Origin of the sequence: Bacteroides sp. D20 (assembly GCF_003436255.1) — a bacterium.
Classification (GTDB): domain Bacteria; phylum Bacteroidota; class Bacteroidia; order Bacteroidales; family Bacteroidaceae; genus Bacteroides; species Bacteroides uniformis.
Genome location: NZ_QSOO01000001.1, coordinates 43,645 through 58,886, shown reverse-complemented (window position 1 = coordinate 58,886; position 15,242 = coordinate 43,645). Strand labels below are relative to the sequence as shown.

The 15,242-nt window shown below is 40.9% G+C and carries 11 protein-coding genes; all 11 read right to left on the bottom strand.

The annotated features are described in order from the left end of the window. Nucleotides 1–154: 154 nt before the first annotated feature. Entirely contained in the window at nucleotides 155–1,726 is a 1,572-nt protein-coding gene (locus DXD78_RS00230) for a hypothetical protein (RefSeq protein WP_007560940.1), read from the bottom strand. A gap of 20 nt (nucleotides 1,727–1,746) precedes the next feature. Next, nucleotides 1,747–4,035 (bottom strand): DUF2264 domain-containing protein, encoded by a 2,289-nt coding sequence (locus DXD78_RS00225; RefSeq protein WP_007560942.1) that lies wholly within the window; start codon nucleotides 4,033–4,035, stop codon nucleotides 1,747–1,749. A 111-nt stretch (nucleotides 4,036–4,146) separates the two neighbouring features. Then, nucleotides 4,147–5,877 carry a fimbrillin family protein gene (locus DXD78_RS00220; protein WP_007560944.1) on the bottom strand — a complete coding sequence of 577 codons (1,731 nt, stop codon included), beginning with the start codon at nucleotides 5,875–5,877 and terminating at the stop codon, nucleotides 4,147–4,149. Nucleotides 5,878–5,940: 63 nt separating this feature from the next. Beyond that, complete coding sequence (locus DXD78_RS00215) at nucleotides 5,941–6,453, bottom strand: hypothetical protein (protein WP_007560946.1); 513 nt, start codon at nucleotides 6,451–6,453, stop codon at nucleotides 5,941–5,943. A 237-nt stretch (nucleotides 6,454–6,690) separates the two neighbouring features. Beyond that, nucleotides 6,691–7,182, bottom strand: coding sequence for a carbohydrate binding domain-containing protein (locus DXD78_RS00210; protein ID WP_007560950.1), 492 nt, complete (start codon nucleotides 7,180–7,182; stop codon nucleotides 6,691–6,693). 46 nt (nucleotides 7,183–7,228) lie between these two features. Next, complete coding sequence (locus tag DXD78_RS00205) at nucleotides 7,229–8,194, bottom strand: family 16 glycosylhydrolase (RefSeq protein WP_007560951.1); 966 nt, start codon at nucleotides 8,192–8,194, stop codon at nucleotides 7,229–7,231. Between the two features lie 401 nt (nucleotides 8,195–8,595). Continuing rightward, a complete protein-coding gene (locus tag DXD78_RS20950; RefSeq protein WP_007560953.1) occupies nucleotides 8,596–8,790 on the bottom strand; it encodes a hypothetical protein in 195 nt (64 codons plus the stop codon). A gap of 410 nt (nucleotides 8,791–9,200) precedes the next feature. After that, nucleotides 9,201–10,511 carry a hypothetical protein gene (locus DXD78_RS00195; RefSeq protein WP_007560957.1) on the bottom strand — a complete coding sequence of 437 codons (1,311 nt, stop codon included), beginning with the start codon at nucleotides 10,509–10,511 and terminating at the stop codon, nucleotides 9,201–9,203. 5 nt (nucleotides 10,512–10,516) lie between these two features. After that, nucleotides 10,517–12,703, bottom strand: a complete 2,187-nt coding sequence (locus DXD78_RS00190; RefSeq protein ID WP_117652423.1) for a carbohydrate binding domain-containing protein — start codon at nucleotides 12,701–12,703, stop codon at nucleotides 10,517–10,519. Between the two features lie 50 nt (nucleotides 12,704–12,753). Then, nucleotides 12,754–14,577, bottom strand: a complete 1,824-nt coding sequence (locus tag DXD78_RS00185) for a beta-porphyranase A (RefSeq protein ID WP_117892265.1) — start codon at nucleotides 14,575–14,577, stop codon at nucleotides 12,754–12,756. Between the two features lie 95 nt (nucleotides 14,578–14,672). Beyond that, nucleotides 14,673–15,227: a hypothetical protein gene (locus DXD78_RS00180; protein ID WP_007560964.1), complete on the bottom strand. Its 555-nt coding sequence runs from the start codon at nucleotides 15,225–15,227 to the stop codon at nucleotides 14,673–14,675. Nucleotides 15,228–15,242: the final 15 nt, after the last annotated feature.

The following is a 15,242-nucleotide window of genomic DNA, read 5'->3' as shown; positions in this document are numbered from 1 at the left end:
AGTAGTACTGAAATGAAGCTGAGCCTGAACATTTGCTGACAAAAATATAAATACTGGAATTAACAGTCGCTTTTTATACTTACAGGTATCCAATGATAATATATGTATCATACTCAGAGCAGTAGAAAATCGGTTTTAAATTATTATTATGGATTTATTTGTCGAAATAATCTATAAGATTATAAACATTCCAGTTAATATCCGACATGTATTTGGTCAATGATGTATAAGGTTTATAGTTATAATCGAGCATACCTTTATTGCAATCCTCATCATCCAGATACTTGAAGAAAACCCATCCTACACAATTCTTGGCTTCGAGCAGTCCCAAGGTAAAATGCTGGTAAGCGAATCCACGGTTTTGCTGGTCGCGTACCACGAAACCGGCTCCACTTGAGTTGTCAAGCTTAGTATCCTCACCCTTGGTATAGAATTCCGTTACCATGAAAGGAGTACCGCCCGCCTGGTTCTTCCAGCCATCCATGTAGCCTTTTTCAGGCGACCATTTACTATAATAATTTATGGAAATGACATCACAATATTTTCCCGCTGCCTTAATTATATAACTGTTGTATTTAGGAAGGCTGTGCAGGCGTGAACCCAGATAAAGCAATTCAGGGTCCTTCGATGCCTTAACCGCATTCTTTATGGCAGAATAATATTTTTCCGCACAAATACCGGCAAACTCATTGTTCAGTTCATCCGTTACATCAGAAACATTTGCACTCTTGTCCTTATCCGTCATAAACTTGGCGGCTGCAATATAAGCAGGATCCTGCTTGTTTGAAATTTTCAGGAATCTGTCGAGCAGCCTGTTTCCCCATGTAGAGAAGTCTATCTCATTATCCGAGAAGAATCCCAACACATCCGGGTTGTTTCTGAACATGCCGAAAGCATCCGAATTGAGATACTCCTTGCACCATTCATCCCATCCATCATAAAACACAAGACCTATCTTAAGATTCACGTTCTGCCCCGGATAGCTAATTCCCTTGCTATTCTTGAACTCTGCAAGGAATGAAAAGGAAGGAGCCTGTGTCAGAGGACTTGAAGCCGATTTATTATAATCATTTACAGCCTTGTCGCCTTCTTCCTTACCGAAAGCGCAGACACTATGAAATCCTATTTCAGAGAATTGTTTCTGCGACTTTGCCACCCAGTCATCTACTGAACTGTAAAGCTTGCCGAAAGCTGAGCTGTTGCCATCCATTCTGAATGAGGCGATACCCCTTACATAATATGGATAACCTTCGGGGTCGACTATCCAACTTCTTCCATTTGAGTTTTTCTCAACCCTGAACCGTCCGGTAGCCTTGAATTTTTGCCCTTTTGCGTATGAGCCATATTTATTCACGCTTTGCAAATACTCATCCTGTGTTTTTGTCTGCTGTTCATAACCAACCAGGTATGGCAATATCCTTGTCTTTGCCTCTATAAAAGCCTTGTCAGGTTTTTCCGCATACTCGACAATTATCGGTTGATACTGCTTGGTGCTATTAGGATAGGTTTCAGCAGGACCGGGAACAGGCAGTTGCAGTTCCACATCATCATCGTCATTATCGCCTGCATTGTCGCCGGGAGTATTATAGTCCTCCACATTCCCCGGTTGTGAGTAAATAACCTCAGGCGGAATATATGAGAACTCTTCCTGAGGGTCTTCACATGACAAAGCGAAGAACGGAACACTCAAGCAAATGGTTTTAGTAATAATAGTAGAATATTTCATTGTTGCAAATATTTAGTAAATTAATATAAATCCCATGTCCTGATTGTATCCCCCCATCGGTGGTCTATCGGGAACTCCATTTCTCCCCATGCCTTAACAGAAGTCCAAGGTTGGTCGGCATCAGTCCAGAACGGGTCAGAGGCAGGCAATCCCAACGGAAGGAATGCAAGTGTAGTCATATACAGGCTGCCATTGTTTGTATAATGATTCGAAATGCCAGTCTGATGTCCGCAGAATCCTATGGTGAGGAATCCGCCCTCATTAAAGTTATTGCCCGACTTGAACATACGTTTCATACACGCTGTCAGCGCACATCTCACCTGTGCTTTCGATACTCCCGCCGGCAACTCATTATACCATGCTATAAGAGCCAGTGGCTGTATTGTTGCCATACGGTAAGGTATAGAGCGTCCGAAAACAGGGAATGTTCCTTCAGGAGATATGAAACGCTCCAGAATCATGGCGAACCTCTGTGCCCTCATCAATGCCCTGTCATAGTACTTGCGATAGTCGAAACGTGTCCTCACGCCCGATTCCATTATTGCATGTATAGATTCGAGATACATAGGATGGAACACATAACTGCTATAATAATCGAATGCAAAGTGCTGTCCGTCTGCGTACCATCCGTCGCCTACATACCATTCCTCCACCTTGCGGAAAGTAGAATTTATACGATATGTATCCTGTCCGGCATCAATTTTGGCAAGGAAGCTTTCAATGGTGGCCGAGAACAGCAGCCAGTTAGTGTAAGGAGGGTCAATGCGTCGGAGACCTTTGAACTCTTTTATGTAGCGTTCCTTTGTTGTCTGGTCCAGCGGTTTCCACAGCTGGTCGAACGCGCGCAGGAAACTTTCCGCAATATAGGCAGCATCAACCAGTGCCTGACCATGACCGTTCCACAACAGATAATCCGGACTATTAGGGTCCACCGCATTTGCATAACTCTTCAATGCCCATTCTTTCAGTTGCTTGCGCTGCTGTCCTTCTGCTGTATCATCGTCAGGCAGGCTCAACCATGGAGCTATACCGGCCATGAGACGTCCGAAAGTTTCCATATATGCAACCTTCTTGTTACGGTTATCCCAGTTTGGACTTACCTCAAGAATCATATTTTTCTGTAGTTCCCCTTTCGCCATATTGCTCAACACAGGAGCAGCCATCCTGTAAGCCATATCCGTCCAGTATTTTCTTGTCTCGTTGTTGTTTGCCTCGAGATAACGCACATACTCGCAAGCGGCAAGAAGGAATGCGCCTACCCCAAAGTTGGCAGTCGACTTGGCGTCAACCACCTGTCCCGGAATAGCCTTTTCACCGATTGGCTGGACATAACCCACCGACCAGTCTTTCTGCAGTGCAGTCTTGGTAAGATATTTCCATGCTTTCTCCACTACAGGCATAAATTCATCCTTGTCAAGATAACCGTTGTTTATCCCCCAAAGCATACCGTAAGTGAAGAAAGCGGTACCGCTTGTTTCCGGTCCCGGAGCATGTTCCGGATCCATCATACTTCTTGTCCAGTAGCCCTCCGGCTGCTGCAGACATGCAACCGCCTTTGCCATACGCACAAACTTATCCTCGAAAAAAGACAGATGCTCATAACCCTCCGGCAGGTCCTTCAGCACCTTTGCCAGAGCGGCAAGCACCCATCCGTCGCCTCTTGCCCAGAAATCCTTCTTTCCGTTCAGACTCTTATGCTTGGGATAAACATATTTTGCGTCGCGATAATAGAGTCCTTCCTCCTCATCATACATTATTGAGTCCGACGTACAAAGATATTCATACAGTTTCTTAAGATACCGGTGATTATGCGTAATCTTATACATCTTCGTCATTACCGGCATCACCATATAAAGTCCGTCGCTCCACCACCAGTAATCCTTACGCGGTGTGCTCATCTGGTACTCCATGACTTCGCGTGCACGCTTGATTTTATAATTCTCCGGCATGATGTTATACAAGTCCGCATAAGTCTGGAAGCACACCTGATAATCGCCGAACAGCACATAATCATCCTTTACCCCGTATTTATACTTCCATTCAGATTTGTTGTTGCTTTTCGCACCCATCCACTGGTTATACTCAGCCCATGCCTCCGAATACTTTCTGTATTCTTCTTTCCCAGTAAGGAAATAGGCTTCCATATTACCGGTGTGATATGCCGCATAATCCCAGAAAGACCTTGCTTCGGGGGCATGATTTTTCTGCCAGGCATCGTTCACTTGTTCAATCATCTCCCTAACTTGCTGAGCATCAGTTTTTTTTGCGAAGGAAAATGAAGGTAAAACGGCTATAAGGATGTATAACATCCAGTAGTATCTATAACAGTTCATCTTTGTGATATTGTTTACATTTTCTAAAACGAAATGGGGAAGAATATATATTCCTCCCTCATTTCACGAATAATTGTATTATTATATTTATTTGTTAGGAGTCCATTCTGCTCCGTTGTTGAAACCTTCTGTTGTAGAGTCAAAACTTGCATCTGCTCCTGTACTTGGTCTTTCTGTAATTTCTTCAATCTTAAAAGAAGTGATTTTAGCGGTTCCAGTAGCATCAGTACCACCAGGGACATTAGTCTGTACAGTTAAAATAACGTTCTCAAGAACCGGCCACACAAGTGAACCATCTGCTCTTGAAGCTGGAGTTTCAGCAGAAGTAGAACTACTGATTGTGAATGTATTTGTATAGGTTCCACTTCCGGTATTTCTTCCAATCCAGAATTTATATTTATCAGATGCTCCCAATCTGAATGTTGTTGCACAGTCGTTAGATGCGTATGTATAAGTAAATTTGTAAGTACAACCATCACGGAATGACATTGATTTAGTAACTGGGAATTGATTATCTGCTGGAACAATTTCCAATTCTCCACTTGCATTAATTTTTTCGGCAACTCCTTCTGCAAGATATTCCTTAACTGCATCTATGTTAGCGAAGTTAAAATCAAAAGCATCTGCATGAGTCAAAGCAACATTGGCAGATTCAATCTTGATATTAGCATCTTCGTTGTTTTCGTTTTTAGCAGTCAAAGCACTAACAGCATAATCAGTGTTATAACTTACGCTAATATTTGCGTCATTACTATAAATCTTATCACCAAGAATAAGAGTCATAGTAGTTCCATTCACAGAACCGGAAGCAACAGGAATTGTTTTTCCTGCTACTGTTATGGTAAATGCTTTGTTAACAGCATCAGTGAATGTTCCAGAAACTTCCTTATCGAGTGTAAGTTCAATTCGGTCATTACCTGTTGTCTGATCAGGAACAATTTCTTTAGCTGAAGAAACGGCAACAGTAGTTTGTTTTTCCAAATCTACAGGAGGTTCACCGCCTCCTTGATCATCATTCAATACTATCGTTACAATCTGTCCTTTAGTAACTATAAGGTTTTCACCACTGAAGTTATAAGTTTTAGTACCAGAATTTCTTGTAAGTTCCAAAGTAAATCCATCGGTAAATGTCACCGGAGCTACAACCATTGAGTATTCCTTGGCATTTTTATTTTGTTCATTAGGACCAACAAATGTTCCCTCTTTAGCGGTTAGAGTTATAACATTAGAACCGGATTCCACTGTCAGGTTTGCTGAAGCATCAATTTTTACGTTCCCTGCAATCTTTACATCACCACCAGCAGTAAGTTTAATACCTGTAAGGTCAGTAAGATTATTTTTAAACTTAACCAATCCACAAGTATTCTGGAAAGTTAAAGATTTGTTATTATCTGTTGCAGTAGCATAAGATATATTTGCATTTGCATCGAATCCCCAAGCCGGAGCTGTCTGTTCAGATGGCAGTGTAGTAGTTACGACACCTTCAAGACACACAGCTTCGGCATTATAAGGATAAAGAGCTGTATACGAATTGTTAGGTGTAGCCTTACCTGTAAACGTTGTAACTGTGCTACCACCTGTAGCGGTAGTAAACTTGTTATTTTCTTGGCCTGAAAAGATATTGATTGCATCTCCTGTTGTCCACCACACCGTTGTTCCATTCTGCAACGAACTACGGCTTGAAGGCGTACCGGCAACAAAAGTCATATCCTGAGGACCACTGACTGCATTTACATTCGACAGTTCGTCTTTTGTACAAGACTGGAGCATTGCAATACTCATCAAAGCCGCTCCACAAAATAGCATCGTATTTTTCATGACATAAATTATTTGTTAAACAGTTTCAATAATAAAAAATCACATCACTTGTTATTCATATTCTTATTCTTTAGGATCAGGTTTCCATTCAGTACCGTCATCTTCAAAATCATCATGACCGCCATCTACAATTCCGGGAGGTATTGATATTCGGCATACCGCACTTTTTATTCCATTACCCGTATCTACAGAAGCACCGATATTAGAATCTCTGCCCCCGTCGATTGCCACGACCGTACATCTCATTTTATCGTCCGATGGTGTAATCATCAACACATCAGGGAAAGAAGTTCCCCAAACTATTGACTTGTAACCGGTATAAGGGAGATTATCCTTGGTTATATTAATACCCAACTCCACAGTGCCACTATATGGTAATTCTATATAACTGACAGGTTTGTTGTCAGTCTGCCCATCCTTGAACACTACATATTCAATTTTTATCTCCTCAGCCGGTGTTCCATCACCTCCACCTACGCCATCATCATCCTTATCACACGAGATTGCCGTAAACTGTATAAAAAGAAGTATGAAAAGGTTGTATACTGACAGAATCCGTGGTTTTATATCAACCATAATAAAATGTTATTTAAGCGCCAAACAAAATTTTCAATATTCAAAAGGCATAAGAGGAAACCCTGAATATGCCTTATTACCATGAAAACAAATCAATCTACCTTTTTCAATCCGGAATCAGAAAAATATGTTATTTATTTAGAACATATTTTTCCGATTTGCCAGATTACAATCACAATAAATAAATCAACAACTAAATCTAATTACCTAATCTTATAACTAAACCCTCAAACAATGTTATTTAACCTTTTCTATCTTGACATCATCAAGCAGGAAGCATCCACCATTACCTGAACCCGGAACAGCTGTGAAACGATATACAAAACCATTTTCCTGCAATTTGAATTTAACTGTTGTAAGATTGTAATTCTTACGGTCTTTCTTGACCTCAGCAGTGGCAATTTCTTCCAGTTTCTTTGAATCCGGATTATAGTACTCAATCCTGAAGTTAGGTTTGTCACCCCAACTGTATTTGGTATAAGCTGAAATCTGATATTCTGCTCCAGTTTCATAGCTGATGTTTACAGCCTGCCACATACCAACCTTCACCTCAACAGCATAGTTGCCTGAATGTGCCTTTTTCGCATCAACTATTTTGTTATCTTTCTTTTCCCAGACATTCCATGATGTCAAGTCACCTGACTCAAAATCACCGTTCTTAATTTCCTGAGCGTATGCAGAAGTCATCATCATTCCGCAAGCCATCATTGCTAAAATTTCTTTTTTCATTTTTTCTAAGGTTTTTAATTTAAGTATTATGTTGTATCTATTAAAATCACTCTTCTATTGGAACCAACTTATAAGCCCTGACCCAGTCATAATAAGTAGTACTTTTGTCCTTATCCTTCAAGTCCTCAGCTGTAGGTACTTGTTTTTCCCAATCGTATGTTTCAGTAACTATATGTATGAACATAGGTCGGTCAAACGGAGTATCTGTATATTTTGTTGTAGGCTTGATAGTGTACATATACTTTCCGTCATAATAGAATTTCACGGTATTTGCATCCACCCACCAACAACCGTAAGTATGGAAATCTTCTGCCGATGGGTCTGTCATATACGAAACCACATCCGAACGTTTCGCCGTATTGTCAGTACGTTTGCCTCCTTGTTCCTGATACCAATAGTGAGTATTACTGTTCATCTGCATATTCCATGTCTTGTTCCACGGATTATCAGGGTTGACACTTCTTATTATACCCATTGTTTCTATAATATCAAGTTCCTGACTGCTCCATGTCTTTATCTTCTTGCCGCCTTTCATTATTTCCTTCATTACCGGGCGGTTGGAAAGCCAAAAAGTAGACGACATGGTAGTGAGCGAAGCCTTCATCCTTGTTTCATAATACCCATAATGTGCCTGGTTCTTTACAGAAGCAACCGCTCCACCGGCAAGACGATATTTATCGCCCGGCTTTCCATCAAGTCCTTCTGTTGGCGACAAAACGGTATTGATTATACGAAGACAACCTTTCTTGACACTAACATTCTCTGCCTTGAAAGTTGCAGGCGGCCGACCGTTAGTCCAATAAGGACTTTTAGCATGCCATTTAGCGGCATTAAGACGTTTACCATTGAATTCATCAGTATAATCTTCGTTAACTACCCATTTATAACCCTCAGGAGCCTCAGGCAAATTTTTTATATGCTCTTCAGCCAAAGAATATTCCTTATCATTTTTTAATGTATAAGATGACAGGAATAAAGATGCAGCAGATAAATACAATACTGTTTTTCTCATAAACTTTGTCGTTTTAGATTTTTTGTTACACGACAAAAGTATATAAGTTTCATGAAAGCATTAAGGGGGATTTACATCGTAAAAGGTGGGGTAAAATTCTACCACTCCCTGAAACACAATTATTTCACTCATGAAACCATGTGTTTTTACGATATATAAAACCCGACAGAAGAATAATACCGTATTACCGGCTAATTTACATAAGAATAACTTTTCAAACCGCCATATACCCCACTTTACGTCCGTACCCTCAGTCCTCGACTCCGGCAATATGTTTTCCATATCGAGATCTATGGTTTTCTGCCTCGGATTCAACCACTAACTGTCGAGCATGTGGATTGCGTATCTGTCATAGAATCTCTTTCCGAACCATATTATCTCGTCTGTGCTAAGTATGTTGTTCAGACGGATAATCCTTCCGGTATTTTACCACCTACTTCTCTTGCAAATCCTGATCTGATATAACCGGATACTCTCAATTCATTGATTTCCGACTTGTATACAGTCTGCGAAGAGGCATTGAAACTACTGCACAGACTGAACAGCAGCAGGGGAAATAATTTAACCGATTTTAACAGTAGATATTCTGTGTTCATAATATTTCATTTTAATGATTACGTTTCTGACTTTCGTCTGATGCAAAATTATGAGGTATCGGACGGGGTTGTATCTTTCAGTAAAAATCAGTAAAGTCTTGGCAAGGGGTAAAAAACTTAACATCTTGTATATAAATATATTACAAACAAGGTGCAAAGATTTTCAGTAAACGATGGCGAATACAGAACCTATATATTTACACGCCATAAAATGAAGAAAAAGCAGTAGGAAAAAAATGCGGGCAAGTTCCGGATAAAATGTGGGCAAGTTTAAGGTAAAACTTGCCCGCATTTTAGATAGAATGCGACCGCATTTAAAACAAGTAAAAAACGAAGAAAAAAATATGTGTTCTTCACAGAACACATATTTCAAAAATAGGTATAAACACGCTAAACAATGTTAACAAAATCTATTTATAAAAAAAGCTCACATCAATAATATCTGCAACATTTTTACAATACTCCATAAATGAAGAGACCTTGGGATGATTTATACACAGAGCTATCTGTGATGTAGGCGAAAAACGTCCTGTCCCGTCAAGAAACGCTGTAAGCTCAGATGGGAGGAGTATACTGCCAATACCTGGATTTACGTCAGTCAGAACGACTGTATTTACAGCTTCCACCGCTGACACATCAAGATAATCGAGTGCCGGAAGATCTGCGAAGTGCAATTTTCCTATCATATTGCCGCCTTTGCTGCCCTGAAGAGAGACACGCTCCAATGAAGAACAACCGGATATATGGATTTCACTGTCGAATATTGAAGTTTCGGAAACATCATCATTAAGTATAACAGAAGGAACAACTACCAATTGAAGCGAACTGTTATTCTCCACCCTAAGTACTTTCAATGATGATGCGGAACTTAAATCCATTCCCAAAGGTGTATCAATATTAGAGATTGAAAATACTGAAACTCCCGAAGACGGCTTGACATACGACATGGAATAATGCTTGGACTTCACTCCCGAAATGTCTACTTTTCCTCTGAAACCGGGATTTGACAATATATACTCCACACCCTCAAGGTTAGCTGTCTGCGACAGGAAAATGAGGTCGTTCCCTTCGGTTATCCTCTTCGTGACATCAATCTCCAACGATGAGACAAACACCGACGGGAAGTTTCTGTAAAGATATGAACGGAGCAAAGGATCCGGTACTCTTCGGTTTACTGTATATTCAGTGTAATTTCCATCCTCGTCCGACATCACGACAAGACATTTGTCCGTCATGGCTTTATAGAATGCAGGTATGACATCTGTATTCCATTTTGCAAAGTAAGGAAGTTTCAGATTTGTAAGACTTTTACAAAGCACCGTAGTGCCATCGGTTGAAATAAGATTGAGATACGAAGTTATGCCGTCATTGCCGCGTAAAGCTACCGATTTTATTCCTTCGGGCAGGTCAGCAAAGTCGAATATAGAAAAACTGTTACACTCAAGATTGACATCTGCGAGCGAAGGAAAACTCCTCAAACCGCTAATAGATGTAAGTTCGCATCTACTCAAGTCCAAAGAAGTGGTATTGAGAACTTGATTGTCACAAATCAGCTCTCCGTTTTCGCTGAAATTAAATCCTTTCCGGGTCAAGACATCGCGTAACTTTGTATCAAAAGTCACTTCAGACACTTCAAAGTCGGAAATTTCTGTTTCATCCTTACACGAGATTATTGTGAAACAGAGAACTATCAGTACATAAAAGCTAATAAAATTCCTCATAACAATCAGTTTTGTGGTAATAAGACTATATTATCAATCCAAGCCGCGTCGTTCTGTCTTTCGCACACAATGGCACACACTACTTTTTTCACTGTAGAATTAAAATCGAAAGATACGGCTTTATAATTGCCGGGAGAAGAAAATTCCTCTGTATATACCGTTCCTGTAGACATATCCTGTAGCATGACTTTCAACTTACATGCTCCTTCGGTCTTTACATCAGCAGAGAAGCGATAAGTCCTGCCACTCTCCATGTCAACCCTCTGCATGAGTCCTGCATGACCAGATATACAGGCTACATTATTGCCTGCATTGTCAGTCTGTACGCAAACCGTACCATAGTTACCCAATGGCTGCCATGCTGAAAGTCCTTCGCTGAAGGTTCCATTCTGCAAGGTAGAGACAGTATATTTCTCAACCTGCAGTATCATGGACGATACGTGACCTCCTCCGTCGGAAAAGGTGATGTCGACATTATTATCGCCATTCTTCAGCAGCAGTATGTCGAACGGTACTTCTATCATACCGAAAAATATATTGCGGTTGCTCTGGCCGTAGCCTTTCCAGTTGTCGGGAACACTCACAGCGGTACCATTAATCTTTACCACCGGTTTCTTGGAAGCAGAGACAGGACGGCCTATCGACATACGCAAGCTTGCTCTGCCCGAACCGGACTCGATTCCTGTGAAGGGGAACGAAAGGGATGATCCGGCGGAAATCGGTTTCAGATACTCACTGCTGTAATATTTATTGCGGATTATGGAGTTCGTGAATGCTGACGAAGACACATCTGCTACAAGGACTATGGTCTGATTTGGGACAATTGAGATGCTTTCAGGCATGGACGGGACATTCTGTTCCGTATATTCTATACCTGCGTTATAATTGACATATAGAGAACGCTTTGTGACATTCGATACATCCTTCCAGCTATTCTTATTGTTCAGATATACAGTCTGCGGGTTATCATCAAGATTATCAAGGGCGATATAGAGTCTGCCTCCATCCTTGAATGCCTGTACCTGAATATCAGGATTACTGCTGGTTATATCAACACGTTCGCCTTTTACATTCTTCCAGAGTTCGAAGAAATATTTTTTGTCATTAAGCCTCCATGTGGTATTCTTCAGATTCTGAGGATTGTCGGGAATAAACAGTGCCGCACTATATGAAGTATAATTGTTTGCAGCGGTGATATGCCACTCAGCCTTATCTGAGACAAAAGGTATTGAGATAAACAAATTGTCCTGACGTTCCATCAGATTAAACAGAAAATGATTAAACGACGAAACACTCCGCACACTGCTTATGTCATCATAGCTGTCGTCGGGCTTGCTGTTGTCAATACCTCCAAACTCGGAAATGGCAAGAGGCTTGACATGTCCGAACTTAATATAGGAATACGCCTCAACCATATCAAGAACTGCTTCGGAGTTACTTCCTGAACGTTTCGTATCGGTGCCGGTTACATTTATTCCATCATAAAGATGTACAGAGAATCCATCCATATATGCACCTGCACGATCGATGAACATTTTCATGCGGGTGTTCCAGTAATTGAAGTTCCCATCCTCCCAGGCGGGGTAGGCTGCGGCATAGCCTATCACCTTCATCTTTCCGTTAAGACGCGGATTATTGTGTATATGTTTACCTATTGAAGCATAAAAATCGACCATCAGTTCGCGCATAGCCTGTCCCTGAACGGTAAAACCGGCATCATTTGCATGAACGAACGGTTCATTGAGGGGTTCAAAAAACTCAGGTACCAGCTCGCTGTTGGAATAATACTCAGCCGACCATGCACCTGCAGCCTGAACGTCTATGCCGCCCTGTATGTGCTGTACATAGGGATGCTCTGTGGCAATATATCTTTTTACGGAAATATTTCCGCTGTATGGTTTCATCTGAGGATATTTGCCTACCTCATGCGTCTTGTTATACGCATACGAGTATGGTCCCCAGAACTTTCTTCCAAGACCGACCTGATAGTCGGCAAGAAACTTGCCTACATCCTTATCATCATCGGAGGTGGAATGAATATTGAAATATTTAGAACGGTCGAGTTCTGAAACACCGCTCAAAAAGCGACGGGTATTATAGTCGACAACCACCTCGTTCCTTCCCTGACAATAAATACCGGGAGGAACACCTAGGGTAAATGCCGATAACAGAAAAATATATTTATAGCTCATAATTTCTTTCCTTTTAGACACAGAAACTTGTCAGTCCTGATGTGGATACATTATTTTCTCACTTTCTTATCGTAGCGTTCAGTCTGAAGAATCATAGTAGCCACACGGCCTCCATTATCCGGGAATGTTACTGACACCGAATTTTTTCCTTTTCTGATTAACCGGTAGTCGAAAGGTATTTCTATCATACCGAAGAAATCGTCTCTGCCAGTCTGGTCATATCCTCTCCAATTGTCGGGCATGTCGACTTTCTTGCCATTAACCATTATTTCAGGTTTCTTCGACATCTCGTGCTTCCTGCCTATTGACATACGCAGAACAGCTCTTCCTGTACCCGGTTTCAGACCATCGAAATCAAACACAATTGGTTTTCCGGCTTCCACCGGCTGAAGATAAGTGTTGCTATAATATTTAGTACGAACTATTCTGTTTGAATACTTTTTACGGCTGATGTCGGCACACAATATTATTGTCTCATCTTTTATAATGTCAATACTTTGAGGCATAGAGTTCAGCGTCTTTTCATCATAAACTATACCTTTATCGAAAATCATCTTCAAAGAGCGCACTGAAACATTATCTACACCCTTCCAATTCAGTACGTTTTTCAAGTTTACCTTATGTGTATAGTCATCAAGATTGTCGATAGCTATGTAAAGCCTGTCATCGTCCTTAAAAGCTGCCACCTGTATGTCCGGATTGTCGGAAACAATATCTACACGTTCGCCTTTCACATCCTTCCATAACTTGAAGAAATATTTCTTGTCGTTCAGTTTCCATGCGGTATTCTTCAAGTCGTAAGGATTGTTGGCAACAAATAAAGCAGCTCCGTATGGTTCGAAATTATATTGTTTCGTTATATGCCATTCGGCCTTGTCAGAAACAAAGGGTATTGAGATGAGCATCTTGTCTTCGCGTTCAAGAAGATTGAACAGTATATGATTGAACGAAGCGACAGTTCGTACAGAGGCTATCGGATGATATCCTTTGGAAGTGTTGTCTATTCCTCCATATTCGGTTACGGCAAGAGGAAGAACTTTCCCCAAGCGGATGAACGAGTAGTTTTCCATAAGGTCGAGAATAGCTTCGGAATTACTTCCCGAACGGCGGGAACTCTTGCCTACTATGTTTATTCCATCGTAAAGATGTACCGACAAGCCATCCATGTACTCCCCGGCACGGTCAATGAACATCTTCATAGTATTATTCCAATGGTCGAAATCGCGCAACTCCATAGCCGGATATGCCGCGGCATATCCAATGATTTTCATTTTTTTCAGACTTGGCTCAGCGTGAATATGCTTTCCTGTCTGTGCATAAAAATCTGCCATGAGCATCCTCATTTCCTGACCATGCATATTGAAACATTTGTCGCGTGCATGGACAAAGGGTTCGTTAATGGGTTCGAAAAATTCAGGAACTGCCCCTTTCACATGCTTGGAATAGTATTCGGCAGCCCATGCACCCGCCTTCACTGGGTCTATGCCCCATTGTATGGTACGCGCGTTGGCATGTTCCGTAGCGACATATCGTTTTGTTTCCTTCAAATCAGTGTAGTTCAAAGGCTTTTCTGAAAAAGGATATTCGCCAACCTTTTTTGTCTTGCCATATGAATAAGAGAACGGTCCCCAGAAAGAGCGGCCGATTCCTACACCGTAATCTGCAAGAAATTTCCTGACATCTGGATCAGAATCTTTAGATGTGTGTATATTGAAATATTTACCTCTGTCAAGTGCCGATACATCATTCAGGTATCTCTGAGTGGCATAATCCACTGTGACAGTAGTGTTATAAGTCTTATTCTCGGAAGATGATAAAGGAAAAACCGAGAAAGACAAACACACAGACAAAGCTGTAAGAATTATGTTATTCATTGTATTATCAAAATTTAAAAGGCAGAGAACACTCCGATAGTTCAATTAAAGTATTCCCTGCCATTAAGATTATCACTTCTGTTTAAACACTAATATCAGAAATCGGCCGGTTTGAGTACATCGTTCAGCACCACTTCATATTCAACTTCTGTTCCGTCGTTTTCAGTAACAGTAAGATGGCCGTAACCGCCACTTGAGTTATTTTCTTTCTTACCTTCAAACATGAACATTCTCTTCTTCGTCACTTCCTGTTCTTCTTTATCGCCTGTTTCAGGATTGATAACTTCTTCCTTTTCAGTATAGACTTCATTGAAAGAGAATGAGAGATATTTTTCTGTATCCGAATTGATTTTCAGCCACTCGGGCAATTCCGAAGGAGCCTCAGACGACTCGGCAAAGAACTCGATCTTATTCATTCTCAAAGTCTGATAGTCATTCTTCCAGGCAATGAGGTCGAACAATTCGCGATAAACAGAAAACTTGGAAACCTCGCCTGTCTTTCCTGTTTCCACATTCTTGAGATAGGTAAGTTCATACACGGGAGTAGAATCAAGTTCTACCTCAGCCCATTTGTCATTATCACATGCTCCGAACAAAACCAAAGCACATAAGAATGTAATTGTCTTATAAATTTTATCTATTAGCTTCATTGTTACTATAATTTA

What these genes read in the sequence shown, in the direction of transcription:
- DXD78_RS00180 (WP_007560964.1), bottom strand. Translation starts at nt 15,227, where the DNA reads ATGAAGCTAATAGATAAAATTTATAAGACAATTACATTCTTATGTGCT.
- DXD78_RS00205 (WP_007560951.1), bottom strand. Translation starts at nt 8,194, where the DNA reads ATGAGAAAAACAGTATTGTATTTATCTGCTGCATCTTTATTCCTGTCA.
- DXD78_RS00195 (WP_007560957.1), bottom strand. Translation starts at nt 10,511, where the DNA reads ATGAGGAATTTTATTAGCTTTTATGTACTGATAGTTCTCTGTTTCACA.
- DXD78_RS00210 (WP_007560950.1), bottom strand. Translation starts at nt 7,182, where the DNA reads ATGAAAAAAGAAATTTTAGCAATGATGGCTTGCGGAATGATGATGACT.
- DXD78_RS00220 (WP_007560944.1), bottom strand. Translation starts at nt 5,877, where the DNA reads ATGAAAAATACGATGCTATTTTGTGGAGCGGCTTTGATGAGTATTGCA.
- DXD78_RS00230 (WP_007560940.1), bottom strand. Translation starts at nt 1,726, where the DNA reads ATGAAATATTCTACTATTATTACTAAAACCATTTGCTTGAGTGTTCCG.
- DXD78_RS20950 (WP_007560953.1), bottom strand. Translation starts at nt 8,790, where the DNA reads ATGAACACAGAATATCTACTGTTAAAATCGGTTAAATTATTTCCCCTG.
- DXD78_RS00190 (WP_117652423.1), bottom strand. Translation starts at nt 12,703, where the DNA reads ATGAGCTATAAATATATTTTTCTGTTATCGGCATTTACCCTAGGTGTT.
- DXD78_RS00225 (WP_007560942.1), bottom strand. Translation starts at nt 4,035, where the DNA reads ATGTTATACATCCTTATAGCCGTTTTACCTTCATTTTCCTTCGCAAAA.
- DXD78_RS00215 (WP_007560946.1), bottom strand. Translation starts at nt 6,453, where the DNA reads ATGGTTGATATAAAACCACGGATTCTGTCAGTATACAACCTTTTCATA.
- DXD78_RS00185 (WP_117892265.1), bottom strand. Translation starts at nt 14,577, where the DNA reads ATGAATAACATAATTCTTACAGCTTTGTCTGTGTGTTTGTCTTTCTCG.